This window comes from Streptomyces sp. B15 (assembly GCF_018070605.1).
In the GTDB taxonomy this organism is placed as follows: domain Bacteria; phylum Actinomycetota; class Actinomycetes; order Streptomycetales; family Streptomycetaceae; genus Streptomyces; species Streptomyces smyrnaeus.
Map to the genome: position 1 here is coordinate 196,165 of NZ_JAGPXJ010000002.1, position 23,040 is coordinate 219,204.

26 protein-coding genes and 1 tRNA gene are annotated in these 23,040 nt (G+C 71.4%); 12 read left to right on the forward strand and 15 right to left on the reverse strand.

Features of this window, described 5'->3' with window-relative positions:
• Positions 1-64 precede the first annotated feature (64 nt).
• The gene (locus KBY19_RS02315; RefSeq protein WP_307843420.1) at positions 65-901 is read left to right on the forward strand and encodes a MerR family transcriptional regulator; all 837 of its coding nucleotides are present in this window, start codon (positions 65-67) and stop codon (positions 899-901) included.
• Here KBY19_RS02315 and KBY19_RS02320 read toward each other — a convergent pair.
• The 3 genes from KBY19_RS02320 to KBY19_RS02330 form a co-directional block, all read right to left on the reverse strand.
• Entirely contained in the window at positions 845-2,152 is a 1,308-nt protein-coding gene (locus KBY19_RS02320; RefSeq protein WP_180289664.1) for a cytochrome P450, read from the reverse strand. The genes KBY19_RS02315 and KBY19_RS02320 overlap by 57 nt on opposite strands.
• A complete protein-coding gene (locus KBY19_RS02325; RefSeq protein ID WP_099881825.1) occupies positions 2,152-2,988 on the reverse strand; it encodes an alpha/beta fold hydrolase in 837 nt (278 codons plus the stop codon). Before KBY19_RS02325 ends, KBY19_RS02320 begins: the two co-directional genes overlap by 1 nt.
• Before the next feature lie 159 nt (positions 2,989-3,147).
• Positions 3,148-3,528, reverse strand: coding sequence for a helix-turn-helix domain-containing protein (locus KBY19_RS02330; protein WP_099881827.1), 381 nt, complete (start codon positions 3,526-3,528; stop codon positions 3,148-3,150).
• A 146-nt stretch (positions 3,529-3,674) separates the two neighbouring features.
• Here KBY19_RS02330 and KBY19_RS02335 point away from each other — a divergent pair, with 146 nt between their 5' ends.
• Positions 3,675-4,076 carry a RidA family protein gene (locus KBY19_RS02335; RefSeq protein WP_099881829.1) on the forward strand — a complete coding sequence of 134 codons (402 nt, stop codon included), beginning with the start codon at positions 3,675-3,677 and terminating at the stop codon, positions 4,074-4,076.
• 358 nt (positions 4,077-4,434) lie between these two features.
• Positions 4,435-4,950 (forward strand): hypothetical protein, encoded by a 516-nt coding sequence (locus tag KBY19_RS02340; protein ID WP_099881831.1) that lies wholly within the window; start codon positions 4,435-4,437, stop codon positions 4,948-4,950.
• 171 nt (positions 4,951-5,121) lie between these two features.
• On the opposite strand, the gene KBY19_RS02345 is transcribed toward KBY19_RS02340, so the two are convergent.
• Positions 5,122-5,925, reverse strand: a complete 804-nt coding sequence (locus KBY19_RS02345) for an exodeoxyribonuclease III (protein WP_210965028.1) — start codon at positions 5,923-5,925, stop codon at positions 5,122-5,124.
• Positions 5,926-5,947: 22 nt separating this feature from the next.
• On the opposite strand from KBY19_RS02345, the gene KBY19_RS02350 reads away from it, so the two are divergent.
• Complete coding sequence (locus KBY19_RS02350; protein ID WP_099881835.1) at positions 5,948-6,460, forward strand: GNAT family N-acetyltransferase; 513 nt, start codon at positions 5,948-5,950, stop codon at positions 6,458-6,460.
• Between the two features lie 118 nt (positions 6,461-6,578).
• Here the strand turns inward: KBY19_RS02350 and KBY19_RS02355 are convergent, their stop codons facing one another.
• Positions 6,579-7,319, reverse strand: coding sequence for an ACP S-malonyltransferase (locus KBY19_RS02355; protein WP_099881837.1), 741 nt, complete (start codon positions 7,317-7,319; stop codon positions 6,579-6,581).
• 94 nt (positions 7,320-7,413) lie between these two features.
• On the opposite strand from KBY19_RS02355, the gene KBY19_RS02360 reads away from it, so the two are divergent.
• A complete protein-coding gene (locus tag KBY19_RS02360; protein ID WP_099881839.1) occupies positions 7,414-8,028 on the forward strand; it encodes a DUF1269 domain-containing protein in 615 nt (204 codons plus the stop codon).
• Between the two features lie 52 nt (positions 8,029-8,080).
• Positions 8,081-8,401, forward strand: a complete 321-nt coding sequence (locus KBY19_RS02365) for a multidrug efflux SMR transporter (RefSeq protein ID WP_280635172.1) — start codon at positions 8,081-8,083, stop codon at positions 8,399-8,401.
• 17 nt (positions 8,402-8,418) lie between these two features.
• Here KBY19_RS02365 and KBY19_RS02370 read toward each other — a convergent pair whose 3' ends face one another.
• Complete coding sequence (locus KBY19_RS02370; RefSeq protein ID WP_210965029.1) at positions 8,419-9,003, reverse strand: class I SAM-dependent methyltransferase; 585 nt, start codon at positions 9,001-9,003, stop codon at positions 8,419-8,421.
• A 55-nt stretch (positions 9,004-9,058) separates the two neighbouring features.
• Between KBY19_RS02370 and KBY19_RS02375 the strand changes: the two genes are divergently transcribed.
• Together KBY19_RS02375 and KBY19_RS02380 are read left to right on the forward strand one after the other, a co-directional pair.
• Positions 9,059-9,835 carry a helix-turn-helix domain-containing protein gene (locus KBY19_RS02375; protein ID WP_210965031.1) on the forward strand — a complete coding sequence of 259 codons (777 nt, stop codon included), beginning with the start codon at positions 9,059-9,061 and terminating at the stop codon, positions 9,833-9,835.
• 180 nt (positions 9,836-10,015) lie between these two features.
• Positions 10,016-10,564: a hypothetical protein gene (locus tag KBY19_RS02380; RefSeq protein WP_099881845.1), complete on the forward strand. Its 549-nt coding sequence runs from the start codon at positions 10,016-10,018 to the stop codon at positions 10,562-10,564.
• A gap of 374 nt (positions 10,565-10,938) precedes the next feature.
• On the opposite strand, the gene KBY19_RS02385 is transcribed toward KBY19_RS02380, so the two are convergent.
• Positions 10,939-11,913 carry a putative RNA methyltransferase gene (locus KBY19_RS02385; RefSeq protein ID WP_185017169.1) on the reverse strand — a complete coding sequence of 325 codons (975 nt, stop codon included), beginning with the start codon at positions 11,911-11,913 and terminating at the stop codon, positions 10,939-10,941.
• Between the two features lie 62 nt (positions 11,914-11,975).
• Positions 11,976-12,614 (reverse strand): maleylpyruvate isomerase family mycothiol-dependent enzyme, encoded by a 639-nt coding sequence (locus KBY19_RS02390; protein ID WP_099881849.1) that lies wholly within the window; start codon positions 12,612-12,614, stop codon positions 11,976-11,978.
• Positions 12,615-12,739: 125 nt separating this feature from the next.
• On the opposite strand from KBY19_RS02390, the gene KBY19_RS02395 reads away from it, so the two are divergent.
• The gene (locus KBY19_RS02395) at positions 12,740-13,681 is read left to right on the forward strand and encodes a LysR family transcriptional regulator (protein ID WP_210965033.1); all 942 of its coding nucleotides are present in this window, start codon (positions 12,740-12,742) and stop codon (positions 13,679-13,681) included.
• Between the two features lie 227 nt (positions 13,682-13,908).
• Here the strand turns inward: KBY19_RS02395 and KBY19_RS02400 are convergent, their stop codons facing one another.
• Complete coding sequence (locus tag KBY19_RS02400) at positions 13,909-15,093, reverse strand: macrolide family glycosyltransferase (protein ID WP_185017175.1); 1,185 nt, start codon at positions 15,091-15,093, stop codon at positions 13,909-13,911.
• Positions 15,094-15,652: 559 nt separating this feature from the next.
• Between KBY19_RS02400 and KBY19_RS02405 the strand changes: the two genes are divergently transcribed.
• Complete coding sequence (locus tag KBY19_RS02405) at positions 15,653-16,495, forward strand: DUF2637 domain-containing protein (RefSeq protein ID WP_180289665.1); 843 nt, start codon at positions 15,653-15,655, stop codon at positions 16,493-16,495.
• A 112-nt stretch (positions 16,496-16,607) separates the two neighbouring features.
• Here the strand turns inward: KBY19_RS02405 and KBY19_RS02410 are convergent, their stop codons facing one another.
• Entirely contained in the window at positions 16,608-17,294 is a 687-nt protein-coding gene (locus tag KBY19_RS02410) for a helix-turn-helix domain-containing protein (RefSeq protein WP_210965035.1), read from the reverse strand.
• A gap of 92 nt (positions 17,295-17,386) precedes the next feature.
• Here KBY19_RS02410 and KBY19_RS02415 point away from each other — a divergent pair, with 92 nt between their 5' ends.
• Together KBY19_RS02415 and KBY19_RS02420 are read left to right on the forward strand one after the other, a co-directional pair.
• Positions 17,387-18,400: an NAD(P)/FAD-dependent oxidoreductase gene (locus KBY19_RS02415; protein WP_210965037.1), complete on the forward strand. Its 1,014-nt coding sequence runs from the start codon at positions 17,387-17,389 to the stop codon at positions 18,398-18,400.
• Entirely contained in the window at positions 18,397-19,278 is an 882-nt protein-coding gene (locus KBY19_RS02420; protein ID WP_210965038.1) for a trans-aconitate 2-methyltransferase, read from the forward strand. Before KBY19_RS02415 ends, KBY19_RS02420 begins: the two co-directional genes overlap by 4 nt.
• Before the next feature lie 62 nt (positions 19,279-19,340).
• On the opposite strand, the gene KBY19_RS02425 is transcribed toward KBY19_RS02420, so the two are convergent.
• From KBY19_RS02425 to moaC, 5 genes are all read right to left on the reverse strand, one after another.
• Positions 19,341-19,414: transfer RNA gene (locus tag KBY19_RS02425), tRNA-Ala, on the reverse strand.
• Positions 19,415-19,489: 75 nt separating this feature from the next.
• A complete protein-coding gene (glpR, locus tag KBY19_RS02430) occupies positions 19,490-20,950 on the reverse strand; it encodes a gephyrin-like molybdotransferase receptor GlpR (protein ID WP_210965039.1) in 1,461 nt (486 codons plus the stop codon).
• 173 nt (positions 20,951-21,123) lie between these two features.
• Positions 21,124-21,753, reverse strand: a complete 630-nt coding sequence (locus tag KBY19_RS02435; protein WP_099881862.1) for a GNAT family N-acetyltransferase — start codon at positions 21,751-21,753, stop codon at positions 21,124-21,126.
• Positions 21,750-22,505, reverse strand: coding sequence for a molybdenum cofactor biosynthesis protein B (locus tag KBY19_RS02440; RefSeq protein WP_210965041.1), 756 nt, complete (start codon positions 22,503-22,505; stop codon positions 21,750-21,752). The genes KBY19_RS02435 and KBY19_RS02440 overlap by 4 nt, the downstream gene beginning before the upstream one ends.
• A complete protein-coding gene (gene moaC, locus KBY19_RS02445; RefSeq protein WP_099881866.1) occupies positions 22,502-23,011 on the reverse strand; it encodes a cyclic pyranopterin monophosphate synthase MoaC in 510 nt (169 codons plus the stop codon). The genes KBY19_RS02440 and moaC overlap by 4 nt, the downstream gene beginning before the upstream one ends.
• Positions 23,012-23,040 lie beyond the last annotated feature (29 nt).

A 23,040-nucleotide genomic window follows, 5' to 3' on the forward strand; every position in this document is an offset into this window, starting at 1 on the left:
GGAGGAAAGTTACCGCCGGTCGCACCAGGGTGGTGCCGTACGGCCTCCGCCTAGGCTGGGGGACGTGGCGAGCAGGAACGAACGACAGGCGACGGGCGGGGCGGGCGAGCCGACCGGGGGCGCTCCCGGCGAGCAGGCCGGGCACGGCCGGGAGTTCCGCGCGCCCGAACTCGCGGAGGCCGCCGGCATCACCGCCCGCACCCTGCGCTTCTACCGCGAACGCAAACTCCTCCCGCCGCCCCGCCGCGAGGGCCGTATCGCCTGGTACGACGAGCACCATCTGGCGCGGCTGCGCAGCATCACCGCGCTGCTGTCCCGCGGCCACACCCTGGGCGGCATCGCCGACCTGCTCGACGCCTTCGAGAAGGGCCGCGACGTACGCTCGGCAGCCGAGGTCATGGGGCTGGACAGCACGGTCGTCACCCCGTTCTCCGAGGAGACCCCCGTCCGGCTCACCCCGGAGGAGCTGGCCGACTACTTCCAGGGAGAGGTCACCGTCGACAACCTGGCCGCCTCCCTGGATCTGGGCTACGTCGCGATCGACGGAGACGAGTTCGTCCACACCAGCCGCCGGCTGCTGGAGGGCTCCGCCGAACTGGTCGCCAAGGGCATCCCCCTTGCCGACGTCCTGGAGGCCGGCCGCGAACTGCGCGCACAGACCGACGAGATCGCCGCCACGTTCGCCCGTCTGCTGCGCTCCCACCTCCTGCCCAGGGAGCGGTCCACCGACCCGGGCGAGCTGAACCAGCTGCTCGCGCGCGTGGCGCCCGTCGCCAAACAGATCGTCGAGGCGGAACTCGGCCTCGCCCTGGACCGGCGGGTGCGGGCCGAACTGGAGGAGTGGCTAACCGGCCGGACGGACGGGGAGGGCCTTGATGCCGTGGATGAAGTTGGAGACTAGGCGCCGCACTTCCCCTCCCGCCCCGTGCGCCCGCTCCCGCGGCGGCAGCAGAGCGTACGGCGGCAGCAGCCGGGCCGCCTCCTGATACAGGACGCGCAGCTGGAGACGGGCGAAGTGCGCACCCAGGCAGACGTGCGGCCCCTCCCCGAACGCCAGATGCGGATTGGGCGTACGCGCCAGATCCAGGGTGTGCGGCGCGGTGAAGACCCGCTCGTCGTAGTTGGCGGAGGCGTGGAAGACCACCACCTTTTCCCCGGCACTGATGCGACGTCCCGACAGTTCGAGATCCCGCGCTGCCGTACGCCGGAAACTGAGCACAGGAGTGTGCCAGCGCAACAGCTCCTCCACCGCGACGGACTGCGCCTCGATGTCCCCCTCGCGCACCAGGTCGCGCATGGTGCGCTGAGCCCGCGGGTGCTCCGCCAGTGCGAGCAGCCCACCAGGTGCCGCGCTGCGCACCGTGTCGTTGCCCGCGACAGTCAGCAGGAAGAAGAACATCTCCAGCTCGGCACCGGTCAGTTCATGGGCGAGCCCGGTCATCACATCGTCCGCCGGGTGTGCGCGTTTGTACGCCGCCAGCCCACGCGCGTAGTCGAACATCTCCGCCAGCATGGCGGGCGACCTCGGGTTGGCCGGACGGCCGTCCGGCCCGAGCACGGTGTGGGCCTGGTCGGGGTCCTGGTAGCCGATGATCCGTTCGGTCCACTCCAGCAACAGACCCCGGTCCCCGGTCGGCACGCCCAGCAGGTCGGCGAGGTTCAGCAGCGCGAAGTCGTCGGTGACGGCGGCCACCAGGTCGCAGCTGTCACGCTCCCGCAGTCGCTCGCACGCCGCCGCCAGCGACCGCCGGGCCCGCGCCCGCACCTTTGCCTCGAACCGCTCCACCCGGCGCCGTGTGAAGGCCCGGCTGACCAGGGTGCGCAGCCGGTGGTGCGCGGGCGGATCCTGGTTGAGCATCATCCGGCGGATGAACGGCAGATCCTCCGGGTCGGGGTCGCGGATCTGGGTCGCACCCTCGTGGGAGGAGAACTCGGCGGGCGAACGCAGCACCCGCAGCACGTCCGCATGCCGCGTCACCGCCCAGAATCCCGGTCCCGCCGGCCAGCCCAGCACCTCGTACTCCTCCTGCCAGGCGACCGGAGCACTGTCCCGCAGCACACGGAACGCCTCGTGCGGCAGGCCGGAGGCGTAGCGGCGCGGATCGAACACGTCCACATCGGGCGCCGCCGCGGCCGTCGCGGCGCTGCCCATCACGCACCGCCTTCCGCACGGAGGAAGTCCTCCACCGCACGTACGGTCTCCAGCGGCGTCTCGTCGAGCGGATAGTGCCCTGCGGCGGGCACCTCCACCAGTTCGGCGGCGGTGTACCAGCGCAGCCATGTCGTACGCACCACCTCCGCCGACAGCACCGGGTCACCGTCTCCGACAACCAGCCGCACCGGCACCCGGCAGCCGCGCACCTGCTCGTGGAAGTCCTCCAGGGCCCACGAGTCCAACCAGGCCCGGAAAGCACCCGGGTCGGTGCACGACAGCGACCGCTCGACCATGAGGTCCAGCCAGGCGTCCGGACGACGGTTGCCCGTACTCAGATCGATGATCGCCCTGCGGTTCGCCGGTCGCTGCGCGGCCTGCGCGAACAGCTCCCACTGCTCGCCCTGCAGCGGCACCCCGCTCGCGGGCACCGGCGCGATGCCCACCATCCGGCGCACCCGCTCCGGCGCCGCCAGTACGACCCGCTGGATGACGGCGCCGCCCATCGAGTGCCCTACGAGCGAGAACCGCTCCCAGCCGAGCGCGTCCGCCAGCGCCAGGATGTCCCCGGCGGCCTCATCGGTCGTCCAGGAGCCGGGGATGTCCCGCGCCTCGCCGTAGCCGCGCAGATCGGGAACGGCATAACTGAACGTGTTCCGGTCGAGTACGTCGAAGACCGGCGCATACGCCCGCCGGTCGGCGAACCAGCCGTGCACGGCGATCACATGATGCGCTCCGTCGCCGATCCGGGCGGCGGGCAGTACGACGGCACCGGTCCCGCCTCCGGCACCGGCCCCCGTCCCGTCCTCGGTACCGGACTGCGCTGCACCGTCCATGGCCGCCTCCCCTGGGCACGGCAGGGCCCCTCACCCCGCCTGCTCCACGGTGGCCCGGCCCCTGCCGTGGACACAAGACCACGGCACGACCGGCCGACGGCCTCCGCGGGTTCCACGCCCCGTCAGCCGTCGAAGCGTCCGTCAGCCGTCGAAGGCCCGTCAGCCGTCGAAGCGACGGCGGGCGGCCTCGATGTGGCCGAGGTACTGGTGGGTCCAGCCGCACATTCCGTCGACCGTGGCCCGCAGTGCCCGGCCGGGCTCGGTGAGGGCGTACTCGACCCGTGGCGGCACGGTGGGATGCACCGTCCGCTCGACCAGCCCGTAGCGCTCCAGCATGCGCAGATTCTGGGTGAGCATCTTGTGGCTGACGCCCTCGACCTCGTTGCGCAACTCGCTGAAGCGCAGGGTGCGCTCACCGAGCGCCTCGATGATCAGGAACGCCCACTTGTTGGCGACGTCCGAGAAGATCTGCCGCGCCAGGGAGTCCGCCCGCCGCAGGTCCGCGTCCTCGGGCGAGCCGCTGAACTGCTTGGTCACCATTGGGTTCCTCAGTTGCCGAAAAGTGCGTTCTTCCAGGTCAGCCAACACTCTCTTACAGTTCCGGGGTAACCACAAGAGAGTGCGTGCCCTGGTTCGACGCAGACGCAAGACAACCCGAGCGCACTCCCGGCAGGAAGGCAGGCAGCATGGCCACCATCGACGTCTTCAACCACGACGTGCCGGCCGAGAGCAGCTTCGGCTACTCGCAGGCGATCAAGTCCGGCACCCTGATCCACGTCTCAGGACAGCTCTCCCTCGACGAGGCGGGCGACTTCCTCCACCCGGACGACTTCGCCGCCCAGCTCGCGCAGGTCCACCGCAACTTCGACAAGGTCCTGGACCACTACGGCGCCACCCGCAACCAGATCGTCTCGCAGACCGTGTACATGGTGGACCTGCAGCGAAACGCCTCGGCGATGTCCGAAGGCAACCTGGCGTACTTCGGCGACCATCGCCCGGTCAGCACGGTCCTCGGCGTCACCGGACTGTACTTCCCCGGCCAGGTCGTCGAGATCAGCTTCATCATCGACACTGAGCTGCCCGCCTGAGCGCCGCCTGTTCGCGATTCCGATGTGCGGGCCGGGTCCGGTGTTTCGGGGTGGGCCGAAACACCGGGCCCGAACCGTGTGCGGGGCGCAGGATGGAGCAACAGGCCCCGCACACGACAACGGGGGGAGCCACGATGAAGAGGCAGCAGCACGCGTAATGGCCGCCGCATTGATCGCCACCGGAGGCCTCACAATCAGCACGGCCACCGCCCTGGCCGGCGACAACAGCGGTGCCCCCGGCGGGGGTGTGGCGCCGACGGGCGACAGCCATGGCTCGCCCGGCGGGACATAGGGGTCTTCATCCCGCGGCTTCCCAGGCAGTGGCCGTCGTGGGGTCTTCTTGGGGAGACTCCTGGGCATGCCTGACAACTCGCTGTTCGTCGCCGGCCTCACAGGGGTGACGGCGATCGCTGCAAGCTCGCTGGCGAGCTGGCTGACCAGCAGGGGCAACGCCCGCGCTGCTCGACTCCAGGTCGATGCGACTACTGAGGCGCAGCGCCGCGAAGGCACCCGTCAGACCCGGCGGGCCGCCTACCTGAACCTCATTGAGCAGGCCCAGGTCGTCGCTGACGGGCTCCGAGGAGTCGACGGTCTCTCGATCACCGAGTGTGAAGCCGCGTTGGCCGCTCACCGCGACCGGCACCAGCAGTTGCGTCGGGCGGTGACACTGGTCGACTTGGAAGGCCCTTCCGCGGTTCAAGTCGCAGCATCGAACCTTTTGATCATGTCGGGCACGCTCGCCACAGCCCTGGCGGCCATGGCCGAGAACGCCGGCCGGGAGAACCGCCGTGAGTTCCAAGAGACGTTACGTGCCTACATTCGGCTGATCACGCCCCTCGTTGACGCAGCTGCCGCGGCACTGAACGAGAGGTAGGCGCACTCGTGAGCAAGACGCGGAGCGGCTGGACCTTGAAGCACGAGCTGAGCCGTCGAGTCCGGCAGACGGCGGCTGCACCGACTCGCCCGCACGACGTCGGGCCCATGGCGCCGGGCTCATGAGCCCGGCGCCATGACGCGGGCTCATGGCGCCGGCTGCACGAGGTGCTCAAGGGCCGAAGTCGACGGTCACCGGCGCATGGTCGCTCCACCGTTCGTCGTGGGTGGCGGCCCGCTCCACGTACGCCTTCACCGCGCGCCCCGCCAGCCCCGGTGTGGCGATGTGGTAGTCGATCCGCCAGCCCGTGTCGTTGTCGAAGGCGCGCCCCCGGTACGACCACCACGAGTACGGGCCCGCCACGTCCGGGTGGAGCGAGCGGACGATGTCCGTGTAGCCGCCGTCGGCCGGGTCGAGGACGCGGGAGAGCCAGGCACGTTCCTCGGGCAGGAACCCGGAGCTCTTCTTGTTGCCGCGCCAGTTCTTCAGGTCGGCTTCCTGGTGGGCGATGTTCCAGTCCCCGCAGACGAGCACCTCACGCCCGGCCGCCGCCGCGCGCTCCCGAAGGTCGCACAGGTAGGGCAGGAACGCGGCCATGAACCGCTCCTTCTCGTCCTGCCGCTCCGTTCCCACCTCCCCGGAAGGCAGATACAGGCTCGCAACGGTGACCCCGGGCAGATCCGCCTCCACGTACCGGCCCGACGTCTCGAACTCGGCTGTGCCGAATCCCACACGTACGCTGTCGGGCTCCCGGCGGGTGAGCAGCGCCACACCGGCCCTGCCCTTCGCCGAGGACGGCGCCCAGAAGGCATGCCATCCTTCGGGAGACCGCACCGCCTCGGGCAGCTGCTCCGGCTCGGCGCGCACTTCCTGCAGGCAGACGACGTCTGCCTCACTGGTCGCCAGCCACTCCGCGTACCCCTTCCTGGCCGCCGCCCGCAGTCCGTTGACGTTCACCGTGCTCACCTTGTGCATCCGTGCACCTTACGATGCCCGCATGCAGATCGTTCCCGCCCCTTTCGATCACCCGGACGCCCGGAAGCTCAACGATCTCGTGCTCCAGGAGTACGCGCTGCGTTACGGCGACCCGGAAGGTGACGCGACCCCGCTGGACCCCTCGATGTTCCAGCCGCCGCGCGGTCTGTACGTGCTGGCCTACGACGACCAGCAGCGACCGGTCGCCACCGGCGGCTGGCGTTCCCGGGACGCTGCGCGGGGGCTGGACGAGGAGGACGAGAACTACGCGGACGGCGACGCCGAACTGAAGCGCATGTTCGTCCTGCCGGAGGCGCGGGGCCAGGGGCTCGCCCGCCGAATACTCGCGCTGCTGGAGCAGGACGCACGGGAGGCGGGACGCACCCGCATGGTGCTGGAGACGGGCCTCAAGCAGCCGGAGGCCATCGCTCTGTACACCTCGGAGGGGTACAAGCCGGCTCCGGCAAAATTCGGCCACTACCGGTTCCACGAGGAGAGCCGGTGCTTCGCCAAGCCGCTGCGCCGAACCGTCTGACCGGCCGGGCTGACGACCGGCCGAGCTGACCGGTTCCACCGGGCCACCTGCTCCTCGCCGGGTCCCGTCGGCCGACGCCGTCGGCCAAAGCCATCGCTGACGCCATGGACCGAAGCCGTCAGCCGACGGGCGCGACCCCTTCCCCGGCCGCACCGCGCGCGATGTCCGCGGCCTCGGCGATCCCCCGCTCCTCCACCGAGACCACCCGCACCATGGGCCCCACCGCGCCGGCTCCCCCTCCCGTCAGATCAGCGGTCAGTGCGCGACCGGGCGACAGCTCCACCCATCGGTCGGCTCCGGTGCTCCGCAGCGCCGCCGTCATCTCCTCCCAGCGCACCGGCAGGGCGACCGAGCGGGCCAGATCGTCGAAGACGCCGTTCGCGTCCCCGCGCAGACACGCACCGCTCGTGCCCGCCACATAGGGCAGCGTGTGCGTGCGGCGCGGAATGGTGGCCAGGTGCTGCGCCATCCGGATCCCGATGTCGTGCACCGGCTCCTCGGCGCGCTCCAGCAGCTCGGCACGCAGCCGGACCGCCCGCAGCGCCTCCTCGAAGGTGAGCAGGCCGGCGACGAGAGCCGCCGCGAACCCCCCGAGGCCGTGTCCCGCCACGGCGGACGGGAGCACGTTCTCGTCCTCGATCAGCGCCCTGGCCCCCGCCACCCCGGCGACCAGCAGACACACGTGCCGCGCCACCTCCGACTCCGCCAGCGCCTCGGCCGTGTCCAGCTGCGCCACCCCTCCCGGGTGACCCCACTCGGCCTCGGCCAGCACGGTCGCCGAGGCTGCGGTGTCCGGCAGCCGGTGCAGCATGCCCGCCCGTAGCGAGGCCAGGCCGGGGAAGAGGAACGCGACGCTCATGGGGCCACCCTGACCCGGAGCACCCCGGCCGTGCCAGTCGCACCCCCGAACGGCTGCGGATGCCGGACGCCGCCGGAGCGCCGATGGTGGGCGTATGACGGAAAACATCTTGTTCGCCGACTTCACCGAGCGGGGCACCAGGGCGGCCCTGCACGCACTGGACGAGCTGGAGCAGGCGCATCGCCAGGGCGCGCTGGAACTGCGTGAGGCGCGTGTGATCGGCCGGGACGCGGACGGGAAGGCCGAGGTCGCCGGTGAGGTGGACCACGCCGACAGCGCCACCGGCCTCGCCGTGGGCGGACTCGTCGGTGCGTTGCTCGGTCTGGTGGGCGGCCCGGCGGGGGCGCTGCTCGGCTTCGGCGCCGGCGGGCTGATCGGCGGCAGTCATGACGCCCGCCGGGTGATCGAGACGAACGAGGGGCTGGAGGAGCTGACCGCGGAGATCCCGCCCAGCAGCACGGTCGTGGTCGCCGATGTGAAGGAGACCTCCACCGATCCGGCGGACCGGGCACTGGGGCCGGGCGTCAGCCGCTATCTGGCCGCCACGGTGCGTCAGGAGCTGGAGGACATCCTGTCCACCCCGCAGCCGGCGCCCAACCCGTCGGACGCCCCCACCGGCCCTCCGACAGCGGGGCACGAGGTCGGGCCGCACGGCGAGGGCGAGCGGGAGCGGGCGAGCGGACGGGAGGAGCACTGGTGGCGGCGGTAGTGGGTACGTCGCCGCACCGACACGGACGGTATCGGCGGCGAGGGAGCACCGTATGGGTCTGGCGTGGGGCGTACTGATCGTCTCCGGGTGTCTGGAGACGCTGTGGGCGACCGCTCTGGAGGCGTCGAAGAACTTCCACCGGCTGTGGCCCACGTTGCTCTTCCTGGTCGCTCTCGCGGCCAGCATGGCGGGCCTGTCGTACGCCGTGTCGCAGATTCCGCTGGGCACGGCGTACGCGGTGTGGGTGGGGATCGGCGCGGTCGGTACGGCGCTCTACGGGATGGCCGTGTTGGGGGACGCGGTCACCGTGGCCCGGCTGCTGTGCCTGCTGCTGATCGTCGGCGGGGTGGTGGGGCTGAAACTGCTGCACTGACGCGCGGTCGCACTGCCTTACGCCTCCTGCGCCGGACGCCGGGCACGGAAGCGCAGTCCGCCACTCTCCGGATGGCGGTCGACGGCGATGTCGGTGAACCCCGCGCTGGACAGCCGGGCGGGCAGTGTGCCGGGGTCGAGGGTGTTCATGGTGTCCCCGATGTGCAGCAGGCGGAAGCGGAAGTTGGGCTGGCTGTCGGCGCCGGCGAACGTCCCACCCGGTCGCAGCACGCGGTACGCCTCGGCGAAGATGCGGTCCTGCAGGGTGTCGGTGGGTACATGGTGCAGCATCGTGAAGCACACCACCGCGGAGAACGCCGTGTCCGGCAGCGGCATCCGCGAACCGTCCGCGTGCAGGATGCGCGCGCGATCCCCCCACTTGTCGCGCAGCAGCTCAGCCGTCTTGCCGTCGATCTCGACGGCGGTCACCCGGGGCACGTTTTCGATCAGGACCCGCAGATTGGCTCCGTACCCGGGGCCGATCTCGACGATGTCCTCACCCAGTTCGACGTCCTCCAGGGCCCACGGCAGCAGGTGCTCCCGCACACCGGTGGCCCACTTCTCGGAACTGCACAGTCTGCGGTGCGCTCTGTTCATCGGCATACGGGGAAGCTAAACGGCCCCGACGGAAGTCCACTACGCCGTACGCTGCCAACTGATGCCGCCATACGGACAGCTTCCTGACCCGCTGCCCGGATGCGACTCCCCGCCCGGACAGCAGGCGCTGGTCGTGCGCAGCTTCCCGCTCCCACAGGGCTCATGGTTCGAGGAGCACCGCCATCCGGCGCACCAGTTGGCCTGGTGCGCCAGCGGTCTGCTGTCGGTACGCGCACCGGGCGGCACCTGGCTGCTGCCGCCCTCTGTCGCACTGTGGATCCCCGCACACGTTGCGCACGCGACGGGCGCCACCAGTACGGCGGTTATGTGCAGCCCGTACATCGCGCCCGCGCACTGCCCCGTGGCATGGCCGGAGCCGACAGTGGTGGCCGTACCGCCGCTGCTGCGCGAGCTGATCGACCACCTGGCGCAGCCCGGTCTGTCGCGGCCTGCCCGGGAGCGTGCCGAGGGCGTGCTGTTCGATCTGCTCCGGCCGGTGCCCGCGCGGGACATCGGGCTGACCTGGCCGACCGACCCACGGGCCCGCACGGTGGCCGAGGCGCTCCTCGCCGATCTCACCGACTCCCGCCCGCTCGCCGGCTGGAGTCGGTCAGCGGGTGTCAGCGCCCGCACGCTGGCGCGGCTGTTCGTGGCCGAGACCGGTCACGGTTTCGGCCGCTGGCGGGAGCGGCTACGGGTGCAGGAGGCGATGCCGCTGCTGGCCCAGGGCCGTTCGGTCGAGTCCGTCGCGCACCGGGTGGGCTACGCCTCTTCGAGCGCGTTCATCGCCGCGTTCCGCCGCACGGCAGGGCTCACTCCGGGGCAGTTCTTCCGCTGACGGCCGGGGCGGACGGAAGGGCCGGCGTCGAGTCGCGCCGCCAATGGCCGTACCACTTCTGCACGTTGTTTACACGCCCCTGCCACCCCGCTACGTTGACGCCCGACCGCCGCCCAGACCCCGATCCGCGAGTCGTGCACCCCCCCCACCCGCCCCACCCCACTCGGGAAGGTAGGACCCATGAGACTCACTCGCCGTGCTGTGACCGGACTCCTCGGTACCGTGGCCGCCGCCGCCCTGACGCTCTCCGGAACGACGAGCGCCCAAGCCGCCCAAATGGCCCCTGTCGCCGCCTCCCAGAGCCCCTCACAGGCCGCCGGGAGCCCTCAGCTCCTCGCGAAGCTCACGCACGCGCAGGCGACGGCCAAGTTCCGGGCCGCGGGCATCACCTGGACGTCCTCCGGCGGCTGCTCGGACCGCAACAACCCCACCTGCACCTCGTTCGACGGGCTGCGCTCGGCCACCGCTGACGGCGCCATCACGCTCAAGAGGGCATCCGGCTGTGCCGTCCGGCTGACCGGCGGAACGGAGACGGGGCACGCCTCCGGAACCTACAGCCACTGGAACGGCTACAAACTCGACATGTCCCTCTCCAGCTGTCTGACCAACTACATCACCGGGACGTTCACCTCCATCGGCGGCTCCAAGTGGAAGTCCGCCTCGGGCAACATCTACTACCGCGAGAGCAACCACTGGGACGTCACGTACTACAACTGCGGCGGCTGCTGAACCTCCGGCGTTTCTTACAGCTGCTGCAGCTCTTGCGACGGTCGCAGCTGTTGCCACTGTCGCAGCTGTCGCTCGCCTTCGGCAGCCGCTGGACATCGGCCGGCTGCCGAGCGGCTAGCGCCGGCGGGCCGCTCCGGGCAACCCGGCCAGGAACTCCCGCTCCTGACCACCGCGGCCTCGAACACCTCGGCCGTGAGCTCGGCCGGATCGCTGCCGAACAGGGCGGACGGGGTGGCGAGCCGCGCCACCGCTCCCCACTCCCCCACCTGCCCCAGCCGCGTGATGAGCTCAGCGGCGAAGGTGAGCACCGGGTCGGCCACCGCGAACCCGGCCGACGGCGGGCCGACGGTCGTTCGGCCCTGCTGCAGCCTGGTTCAGGCCTGAACGCTGGGTGAGGAATCCGCCCGGTGGACCGAGACGCCGAAGGACGCCGTCACATCCACCGGCCCGCCCAGCGCGGCAACCCGCTCCCGCAGCTCCTCGGGATCGATGTGCCGCGCGGCCGGTCCCATGGCAGCGAGGTTCTCCACATCCTGCGGGGGCAGCTCGACGGTGTACTCCAGTGCCTCGGTCCGCTCCCTCACGAAGTGGCCGGACAGTGCGCGCTCCAGGCGCTCCTCCTTGTCCGGATCGACCTCCAGCAGCCCCAACCGGTCGCGCAGCTCGCACAGATGCCGCTCGGTCGGGGTGACCACCAGCAGCACTCCGTCGGGCTTCAGCACCCGGTGGAACTCCGCACTGTTGCGCGGCGCGAAGACGTTCAGCACAACGTCCACACAGCTGTCCCGTACCGGAAAGGGCCGCCATACGTCCCAGCTGGCCGCACCCGCCCGCGGGTGTGCCCGGGCGGCGCGGCGCAGCGCGTACGGCGACGCGTCCAGCGCCAGCCCCACAGCACCCGGCAGCGCCTCAAGAACAGCGGCGAGGTAGTGCCCGGTGCCCGCACCGGCGTCCAGCACGGTGCCGTCCTCACCGCCCCCGGGAAGTCCCAGCGAGACCGTGACGCGGGCCAGCGCCCGGGTCAGCGGCGCATAGTGTCCGGCCTCCAGGAACGCCGTCCGTGCCTGCACCATCGCCGCGCTGTCGGCGTTCACGGTGCGCTTGGCGCCCGAGAGCAGGCTGACGTAGCCCTGTCGCGCCATGTCGAAGGTGTGCCGCTGCGGGCAGCGCAGTGAGCGCTCCACCACCTCAAGGCCGTCCCCGCAGACGGGACAACGCACCAGCCGCGTCAGCGTCGCCCACGGTCCGCGTCCCGCCGGCGCACGGCCCGCCGACTCGCGGCGTACGGCCTCGTGGCCTACGGTCTCGCGGCGTGCGGGCTCGTGGCGCGCGGTGGGGGGTTCGGACATGGTGCGGCGGCTTCCTCGGACGGCGGGCCTCCAGGCTACCGTCGGGCCGGCCCGCCCCCGCCCTACGGAGCGGTCGGCCGGGCCAGGCGCGCGGTGAAGCGGTCCGCCGCCTCGCCCCCCAGCCGACCAGGCGGCAACCTGCGTCCGAACGCGACCAGCAGCAGGTCCTGCGCCGCTCCCGACACGGGCGCCCCGGCGCCGTACGACCAGTCGAGGTCGTCGGCCTGGAGAGTGACTCCACCGAGGTCGGCGCCGAAGAATTTCGCGCTCCTGGGTGTGATGCCGTCCAGCAGGACGCGGATCCGCTCCTCGGGTACGCGCCGTTCGTGGCCGAGCGCGACGGTGATGTCCAGGCCGTGAACCACGTCGTGCCCCAGCGCCGCCGGCAGGCCGCCCACCGGGGGCTTCCAGGGGTGGTAGGCGTTGTCCCGCAGCGCAGCCACGATCTCGGCCGTGCTCAGGGCCGCCGCGTCCCGGCGCGCACAGTGGTCGGTCATCCGGTGCAGATTGCCGCGTGCCCGCAGCAGTTCGCGCAGCACCTGGGAGCGGGAGGAGCGGAACCCGGACGACATGTGGGCCGCGACTTCCCGTACCCGCCACCCCGCGCACAAGGAAGGCACCTGCCAGTCGGCTTCCGGCAGGTGCTCCAACAGCTCCGCGAGCTCCGTGCGTTCGGCTGCGATCGCCTGCTTGATGTCCATGGCCGCTCCCCGTGCAGCATCTGCGGTGATCTTCCCAGGGTGGCGTCGGGGCGGCGCATAAGTCCAAGACCAGGTGGTTCTGGCAACCAGAAGCAGCAGTTATGGCCCCGACTAGGCTGCCGGGCATGGATCTGCGGCAGCTGGAGTTCTTCGTCGCCGTGGTGGAGGAGGCCGGCTTCACCAGAGCCGCCGAACGCCTCCACCTGGCCCAGCCCGGCATCAGCGCCCGCATCCGCAGGCTCGAACGGGAACTGGGCCACCCTCTCCTGGATCGCACGGGGCATTCGGTGACGCCCACCGAGGTCGGTGAGGCCGTGCTGCCGTACGCCAGGGCCGCCCTGGAGGCCGTCGAGAGCGTACGCCACGCCGCGGACGCGTTCACCGGTCTGTTGCGCGGCCATGTGGCGGTCGGACTGGTCTCCGGTGCGACCGGTCAGTTCGACATCGCCTCCGTGCTGGCCGACTTCCACCGTGAGCACCCGCATGTCGAGATCGGCCTCACCGAGGACACCTCCGAGCGCATGCTCCAGGCCCTGCGCCGGGGCGAGCTCGACATCGGCGTACTGGGGCTGGCGGACGAGCATCCACCCGAGGGCACCGCGGCCGAGATCGTGGTGGACGAGCCGGTCGTCGCAGCTGTCGCACCGGGCGACCCACTGCTGGCGCACGGGGCGGGACCTGTAGACGTCACCGCCCTGCGGGACCGCGCCCTGATCAGCCTGCCCAGCGGCACCGGCCTGCGCGGCGTGCTCGAACGTGCCTGCACCGATGCCGGGTTCCGGCCCCGGGTGGCCTTCGAGGCCGCCGCTCCGCCTCTCCTCGCCCAGCTGGCGGCGCGCGGACTGGGCGTCGCCGTCGTACCGGACATGCCGCCACGGGTGGCCGCCTCGCTGGGGCTGCGGACGCTGCGTCTGACGCCTCAGCCGCGGGCCCGGATCGCTCTCACCTGGCGCACCGGCGGCCCGACAGCCCCCGCCGCCCGCGCCCTGCTGCCCCGGCTGCGCACCGCCCTGGAGGCACCCCGAACGGGTGACCACGGCGACACCCTGGGTGAATGGAGCGCATGACGTACTTCCTCACCACCGTCGTCGGCGAGTGCGTCGACGAGCTCGACGAAGCCACCTCGTAGCCGGGGGCGGGGCCGGGGGCGGGGACGGGGAGACCGTCCCCGCTCCCGGCGCACTGCCACCGTCAGCCTTCGCGGCGGTCTTCCTGACGGCGCCTTCCAGCTGGCTTTCCCGGCGGCCTTCAGTGGACCTCCAGCGGGCCGCAGGGCGGCTGTCGGCGGGGTCGGTCAGTCGTCGAACCCGCCGTACTGCTCGATGAGCTCCACGGCGCGCCGCGTACCCCCCTCGGCACGCGCTTCGGCGCTCAACTCGGCGCACCGCCGGGCGACCTCCGGGTCGCTGGTGAGTGCGGACAGCGCCGCGCGCAACCGCTCCGGGGTCGCCTCCTCGGTGTCGATCCGGCGAGCGACGCCCAGACCGACCAGCCGGTCAGCGTTCTGGAACTGCTCGGCCCCCTGCGGCACAGCGATCATCGGCGTCGCGGTCCGCAGCCCTTCGGCACTGCCGCCCATCCCCGCGTGCGTGACGAACGCGTCGGCCTGCTCCAGGATCGCCAGCTGCGGTACCCAGGAGCGCACTTCCACGTTCTCCGGGATCTCTCCCAGCTCTGCCGGGTCGGTGTACTTGCCGATCTGCAGCACCACATGCCAGCCCGGCAGCCCACCGAAGGCCGTCAGACAGTGCCGGTAGAACTCGGGCTGTCTGGTGTAGGCGGACCCCAGTGACACCAGCAGTACCCGCTCGGCGCCGTCGGGACGCTGCCATGTGCCACGGGCCGACGGCCCCTCGGCGGAGGGCACGCCGAAGCAGGGGCCGACGAAAGTGACGCGGTCGGTGTCCACCCGCTCGGCGTTGGGCTGCATCGCGCGCGGGATCAGCGCCAGTGCCCGCTCCGGCAGGCTCAGATAGGTGTCGACATCCTTCGTGGTCGCTCCGCAACCGGCCAGCCAGGAGGCGCACTTGGCCCGGAGGGCGTCCGCACCCGGCAGCCCCCACAGCTGCGCCCCGACCTCCTCCCGGTAGCCGTCCCAGGCCACGAACGTGGGCGAGAGCTGCACAACGGGCCGACCCTGCTCCTCGGCCAGCGCCCGGGCCGCCAGCGATCCGATGTCGTACAGGTACAGGTCCGGCCGGTCCTGGTCGTAGGCGGCCCGCAGCTGAGGCAGTACGGCTGTCGCGTCGTCCAGGAAGAGCTCCATGGCGGCGATCGGATCGCTGGGCCAGTTGTTGTCCGCGACGGGCAGCGAGGAGGTGTAGGGCACCAGCTCGGCGCCCGTGGAGGCGAGGTGCGCGGCGGTCTGTTCGACCACCGCCGGGTCGTTGGCGTAGGTCACCCGGTGCCCCCGGGCGACGAGCTGCCGGATGATCTCCAAGCTGGGCAGCACATGGCTGACCGCGGGAATACCGATCATCGCGATATGGGCGCGGCGGTCAGCGGGCCGGGCCCCGGGAAAGGCATCGGCCGAACGGGCCGTCGGGGACATACGGAATTCACCGGATGTGCGGGATGCACGGGATGCACGAGACATGAGTGATCACTCGTTTCAGATCTTCGGTTTCGCGCCGCGACAAGAATCCGCGGCGGGAAATGGACACGCTCAGCGGACCGGTGTGCGCATGCGCACCGGTGCGAGAGGGAGACGGGGCGCCGCCCCGCGCGTGTCAGCCGTAGATCTGGTGAAAGTACATGCCGTCCACAATACCGACATCCCGCTGTCTCACGCAGGAGTTACATACGTCGTGAAAAGCGCATGCTCATAAGTCTGAGTACTGCCCACAGGGGTTTCCGCTGGCTGGAGTAGTCGTTGACGGGGTTGTACCCGAGACGGTCATCCCCGGCATCCGCCCCTGGCGCTGGTCATCGCGGACGACACAGGGCTGCGCGCCATCGGTCACCACCGGAAGCGTGCGCGTGCGGGACCAGTCTCGACACAGTCGTCTGAACCTGCCCGCAGAAAAGAGAGTTCAGTCTTGACCGAGACGTCGCACCCGTACGCGCCCTATGCGCCCCCTGATCCGGACACCGGCTTTCCCGGGCCGAGAAATGCCGCCGAACCGGACCTGCACTCAGCTCACGCGTACGGCGCCTCGCCGGTCAGGAACGAAACCGCGGCGCGTCTGGGCCTCACCGACCCGACCGACACCGGCACTCTCGGACTGACCCGCTTCGCCTCGCCCCACTCCGAGCACGGCGAGCGCCCCGAGCACGCCGAGCACCCGGACCTGGACGCCGAACTGGCCCACTTCCTCGACACAGTCGAACAGCAGGGGTTCGCCGACTCCCCGGCCGCGCTCACCCGGGCCAGACACCGCAAGGAACGTCCCTTGGAGCGGGTGAAGCAGCAGCGCGGGACGCAGCTGAGTTGGCGGCGGATCCTCAGCGCCTTCTCCGTCACGCTCACTGCCATGATCGTGGTGCTGGTCAGTTTCCTGGGCGCCAAGGCGTCCTACCCGTCGCTCTACGACCTCGCCCAGGAATCAGCGCCCCCGAGCGTCGCGCACGCCTGGCCGCTGCTGATCTACGCCCCTTGGGTCGCCGCCACGCTCTCCATCCTGCGGACCCGCGCCTACCGCCGCCGCACCGTGCACTCCTGGCTCGTCGTACTGTTCTTCGCCGCCGTCGCCTCACTGCTGTGCGTCGCCGACGCACCCCCCACTCCGGCCGGCATCGCGGTGGCCGGCCTGCCGCCCATCACGGCGCTGCTCTGCTTCCATCAACTCGTCCGACAGCTCGACCTCCCTCCGGTGCCCACGGCTCCCTCCCGGCACGCCCGCCCTCCCCGTGGGACCAACCGTCACCGGTCCGCGGGCTGAGGGGCGTGGTCAACCGGGTTGACCACGAACGGACAACCCGGTTGACCGCCCCGCTCAGCACCGGGGACGACTCCGACAGCCGGCCGGACCAGCGCTGCGGTCGGCACACTCGTCACCCCTCGTCGACGGCCCGCTCGCTCCCCTCGGCGGCCCGGTCACTCCCGCCGGCGGGACGACCGGCTCCCTCCGCGGAACGGTCTGCTCCCTCGATGGAACGAGTCTGGCGGGGCTGCGCCCGCACATGCAGGCGCTCCCCCTGGCGACCGAAGAGGCTGAGTATCTCCACGGGCCCGCTGCCCGTGCTGCCGAACCAGTGCGGCAGCCGGGTGTCGAACTCGGCGACCTCGCCCGGGCCCAGCACCAGGTCGTGCGCGGCCAGCCGCAGTCGCAGCCGCCCCGAGAGGACATACAGCCACTCGTGGCCCTCGTGCGTGCACAGGTCCGGCTCGGAACGCTGTGCCGGGAGCACCATTTTGAACGCCTGTTGCGGCCCCGGCTGACTGGTCAACGGCAGCACGGTGTTGCCGTTGACCCGCTGCGGCTTGAGCCGCACCCGGGGATCACCGACCTCCGGAGCGTCGACCAGTTCGTCCAGCGGCACCTGGTGGGCCTGAGCGAGAGGCAGCAGCAGTTCCAGGCTCGGGCGGCGCCGACCGGACTCCAGCCTGGACAGCGTGCTCTTGGAGATACCGGTCGCCCGAGCGAGGGCGGCCAGGGTAAGCCCCCGCCGGGTGCGCAACCGCTTGAGCCGCGGACCGACCTGGGCGAGAGCCTGTGCAAGGGCGTCGGAGTCTGCCACGCGCCCATTGCACCCTGCTTTTCCCGGAAACGGCAACAAAGTTTGCCGCTCTGCCGCGGCTGGTCGCAGCCTGCGTCCAGGAGGTGATCGCGATGAGCGACACGAAGTCCCCCCGGCGCGCCGACGAAGTCGGCAGCAAGGTGGCCGGGGCAGCCGAGAAGGTGTACGACGCGGTGGTGATCGGTGCGGGCGCCGGCGGTCTGAACGCCGCCCTTGTACTGGCACGGGCCCGCTGCACGGTGGCAGTGGTGGACGGCGGCCGACCCCGCAACGCATCCGCCGCACACATGCGGGGTTTCCTCTCCCGCGACGGCATGCCCCCCGCGGATCTGCTGGAGGCAGGCCGGGCGGAGCTCACCGGCTACGGTGCCGACATCTTCGACAACCACGTTGACCGGATAGCGCCCGGCTTCTTCGTCCACCTGTCCGGCGGAGCAGCACTGAGGGCACGCCGCATCGTGGTGGCCACCGGACTGCGCGACCAGTTGCCCGACCTTCCCGGCGTCCGCGAACGGTGGGGACGCGATCTGCTGCACTGCCCGTTCTGCCACGGCTACGAGGTCCGCGACCAGCCGCTCGGCGTACTGGGCACCCACCCCGACTCGGTCGACCAGGCGCTGCTGCTCGTCCAGTGGTCTGCTGACGTCGTCCACTTCCCGCACACCCGGCCACTGAGCGACCAGGACCGCGAACGGCTGACCGCGCGCGGTGTCCGCACGGTCGAAGGCGAGATCAAGCGCCTGGCGGTGACCGACGACCGACTGCAAGGCGTCGAGCTGACCGACGGCCGCGTCGTACCGCGGAGCGCGGCGTTCGTCTTCCCCCGGATGGTGCCGAACGACTCCCTCCTGACGGAACTGGGCTGCGCCAAGGACGAACGGGGAGTGGTGACCACCGACGGCTCGGGCCGCACCAGCGTGTACGGCGTCTGGGCAGTCGGCAACGTCGTGGACCCACGCGCCCAGGTGGTGACAGCCGCGGGCATGGGCGCCGCGGCGGCCTTCGCCCTCACCCATGACCTGGTGGACGAAGACATCGACCGGGCTCTCGAAGCACACCGCGCGGCCGCTCACGCCGTGCCCGCCCCGCAGGGAGCCGCCGTATGACGCAGACACACCCGACGGACGTGGACTGGGAAGCGCTCGGCGCGGCACTGGAGCGCGAGGCCGAACTCCATCTGCCCGCCCTGGAAACGGCGACAGCCTGGCTGCACGATCTGCTGCGTACCGACGCCACGGACGCCCGCGCGGTCGGCCGCGTCCTCGACATCGGCAGCGGACCGGGCGTCATCAGCTGCCTGCTCGCCGACCGCTTCCCCGGCGCGGAGGTCGTGGCCGTCGACCAGGCACCCGGCCTCCTGGAACGCACCCGGGCCCGCGCGGACCGCCAGATCCCGGCCGGCAGAGTCGTCACCCACCGAGCCGACCTGCCCGAAGAACTGGCCGGCCTGGGATCGGCCGAACTGATCTGGACGAGCCACGCGGTACACCACCTCGGCGACCAACAGGCCGCCCTGGACACCCTGGCCACCCGTCTGCGCCCCGGCGGCGTACTGGCTGTCGCCGAACGCGGGCTGCCCCCGCGCTTCCTCCCCCGCGACATCGGCATCGGCCGCCCGGGCCTGCAGGCGAGACTGGACGCGGCGTCCGAGGAGAGCTTCGCAGCAATGCGCGCCGCCCTCCCCGGCTCGATGTCAACCGTCGAGGACTGGCCCGCCATGCTCTCCCACGCCGGCCTCGTCCCCACCGGCACCCGCACCTTCCTCACCGACCACCCGACCCCCCTCGCCCTGCCGGCCCGGGAACACCTCCACCACCTACTGACCCGCCTGCGCCACCAACTGGCCCCCTACCTGCCCGAGGAGGACCTCACCACTCTCGACCATCTGCTGCACGGCGACGCCTGCACCGGCATCCTCTGGCGCCCCGACGCCTTCTTCCTCACCGCCACCACGATCCACACCGCCCGCGCCTGCCACCCCTGACCCTCCCCCGACACACGAAAGAGCCCCCACCGGATATCCCCGGCGGGGGCTCTGACGTGCGGTGGACCTGAGGGGATTTGAACCCCTGACCCTCTCGTTGCGAACGAGATGCGCTACCGGACTGCGCCACAGGCCCTTGCGACGGATGAAACTTTAGCATCCTCGCCGGGGCGGGAGGAAATCCGTTCCTGCGCTGGTCACAGGGGGAGGATCATTCGTTGGCGGCGCGGGGGCGGTGCTCGTCCTCGTACTGGTCGAAGAGGGGCGTGCGGTCGCGGCGGGGGTGCGAGGCCTCGTTGCCGGGGGCCCCGGTCTCGGCGGGGTGCGGCTCGGCGACGGGGGCGGTGCTGGAGCGGGCCGAGCTCCACGCGTCCGGGGCCTCCAGGTCGACGCCCCGGGTGGAGCGGGGGGCGACCGGGGCGCTCACATAGGTGGGCAGCGGGACCGGTACGGGATCCCAGCCTTCGCCCTCGGAGGAGTCGCGGTCCCGGGCACGCTGCTGGTCGACCCATTCGGCGTGGTCGGTCTGCTCGACCAGGGCACGCCGTTCGGCCGCCTCCTGCTGTTCCGCTTGGACGCGGGCCTCCTGCCGGGCGTCCATCCGGTCCTCACCGGGAGCGTCAGTGTGGGCACTGCCGCGCTCGCGCTCCCGCTCGGGCTGCGCACCGTCCGGAGCGACAGCCGCCCGTGGGCGGCGCCCCTCGCGACCGGCTCCCGCCGGGCGGGCGGAGAGGCCTGGTTCGGTGTCCGTTTCCTGCGCCGCGGCCCGGCGTCGGCCGGGAGCGCTCTTGGCGCTGCCGCGCGGCCGCTGGGCGTGCAGACTGCGCGCTGCCGCCTCGGCCTGGCGCCGGTCCATGGTGAACGCGAAACGGCGCCGCTCCTGCGCGCGGAGGTAGACGATGTAGGTGCTCAGCAGGACGGCGGGAACGGCGGGCACCCACAGGAGGGCGAGTCCGCGGACTGCCGCGATGACGGTGCCGACGGTGAAGGCAAGGAACAGCAGCATCGTCGTACGCCGCCGTCGCGCCAGCAGCTTGGCGCGCTTGGCCTGCTTGGCGCGTCTGCCTTCCAGCGCGGCAGCACGCGCGTCAGCCACCTGCCCACGTACCGCGCCCGCGCGGGGGCCGTCGGGGCCTGCCTGGGCGGGGTCCTCTCCTGCGCGCGGGTCCTGCCCGGGGTGCGCCTGCCCGGGACGGGCCTGCCGGGCGTGCGCCGCCGCGTCAGGGCCGCCTTCCGCGGCAGCAGGACTTTCGTGCGCGGCAGAGACTCGGTGAGCGTGCACTTCGGTCAGCGCTTCGACACCGGGCGCGCCGACCATGGTCTTGGGGTCGGCAAAGGCCCGGACGTCCACCGCCTGCTCGGTGACGGCGTCCGGGTCACTCGTGTACGCGTCATCGTCGAAGCCGTACGCGGCGGGACCGCCGGACTCTGCTGCGGCTCTCCGCTCGTACGGATCCTCCGCTGCCCACCCCTCGCGTGCCCGGCGTCGCTCCGCTTCTCTCGCGTAACGACGCTCCATGCCGGCCTTGCCGGACAGCAGCCGGATGGCGGTGCTGAAGCGTTCCGTCGGACGGGCTTCGTTCAGCTCGTCCTGTCGGCGAAGCCACATCGGCACCAAGTAGGCGGCCCAGGCCCCGACGATGACTGCGTAGATGAGGCCACTGCTGCTCACCCTCACACGGTAGAGGGGATCGCATGAGCCCATCTGCCAAATAGCCCGGTGTGTCGCACGATCTGGCTGATCCCTCGAACTTTTTTTGTGACTTCTCGTCCGGGCTACGCGGAAATGGCCGATAAATGGCCGGGCAGGGGCTGGCTATCCCGACAACCCCACAATTCGAACATTTATTTTATTTCTGTCGAGCGACCGGGCTGCGACCGGTGCCAGCGGGCCAGCAGACCCTCTGGAACCTCCTCCGCCGTCAGGGCGAACACCAGATGGTCGCGCCAGGCGCCGTCGATGTGCAGATAGCGCGGGCGGGTGCCTTCTTCCCGGAAGCCGAGCTTTTCCACCACACGGCGGCTGGGGAGGTTCTCCGGTCGGATGCAGACTTCGACGCGGTGCAGTCCGACGGAACGGAAGCAGTGGTCCACGGCGAGTGCCACCGCTGTCGGCATCACGCCCCGTCCCGCTACCGCGCGGTCGATCCAGTAGCCGATATGCCCGGAGCACATGGAGCCCCAGGTGATGCCCGCCACGGTCAGTTGTCCGGCGAGTTTTCCCTCGTACTCGATGACAAAGGGAAGCATCCGACCGGCCTGCGCCTCGGTCCGCAGATGCCGCACCATCTGGCGGAAGGTGGGCCGGCGCGGCGGCAGATGGCCGGGAGGCGCCGGCGGAATGGTGGCCTCCCATGGGCGCAGCCAGTCACGGTTGCGCTGGTTGACCTCACGCCAGGCTCGCTGGTCGCGCAGTCTTATCGGGCGGAGGGCCGTGGGACCGTCCGCCAGCTCGGCCGGCCACGGGGCGTTCAGCGGGGGTCGCCCCCTCTTGGGCCGCCGGACCCGTCGTCGGAACGGCTCTCGGACCGACTGTTGCGCCGACTGTCGGAGCGACTGCTGCGCCCACTGTTGGACCGGCTGTCGGACTGATGTCCTGCCTGATGTCCTGCGGAGCCCGGTTCGGCAGGATGGTCACCGCCGTGCACCTGGTCGACAGCGTGCGGCAGCAGGCGGGTGAGGACGGCCAGCCCGTCCTTGACGCCACCGGTGGAGCCCGGCAGGTTGACGACAAGTGTGCGGCCGACGACGCCGGCGACGCCGCGCGAGAGAGCCGCTGTGGGGACCTTCGTCACTCCTTCGGCGCGGATGGCCTCGGGGATACCGGGGATCTCGTAGTCCAGAACGGCGCGGGTCACCTCGGGCGTCCGGTCGGTCGGGGAGATGCCGGTGCCGCCTGTCGTCAGAACGACGGCGTAGCCCGCCTCCACAGCCTCCTCGAGCACCTCGCGGACCGGCTCCCCGTCCGGCACCACCCGTGGCCCCTCGGCGGCGAATCCCATGGCCCTCAGGCCCTCCACGAGGAGCGGCCCGCCCTTGTCGGCGTAGACCCCCGCGGATGCGCGGTTGGAGGCCGTTACGGCGAGGGCACGGTAGGGCTGCGCGGGGCGGCCGGAGCCGTCGTGGGCCCGGGTGCCGGCGCTGGGGCCGGCACCGGTGCCGGGGTCGGTGCTGTGCCCGTGCGGGTGCGGGTGCCGTTCGGACTCCCGCTGCTCGGGACCGCTCATGCGCCCTCCTCGTCGGTGAGCGGCTGCCGACGGATCCAGTCTCCGGACTTGCCGCCGGTCTTCTCCTCCACCCTGACGTCCGTGATGGCTGCCGACTTGTCGACCGCCTTCACCATGTCGATGACCGTCAGAGCGGCGACCGTAACCGCAGTGAGCGCTTCCATTTCGACGCCTGTGCGGTCGGTGGTCCTGACCTGGGCCGCGATCTCGACGGCGTCGTCGGCGACCGACAGGTCGACCTTGACCCCGGAGACGGCCAGGGGGTGGCACAGCGGGATGAGTTCCGGTGTCTTCTTGGCACCCATGATCCCCGCGATACGGGCGGTGGCCAGTGCGTCTCCCTTGGGCACGCCCTCGCCCCTCAGCAGTGCGACGACCTGCGGGGAGACGAGCACGCGCCCGGTGGCGCGGGCCGTCCTGGCGGTGACGTCCTTCTCGGACACGTCGACCATCCGCGCGGCCCCGGACGCGTCGACATGGGTGAGGTGCTGCTGGGGGCTGGTCATGGTTCTCCCGGTCCTGTGCTGTGCCCAGA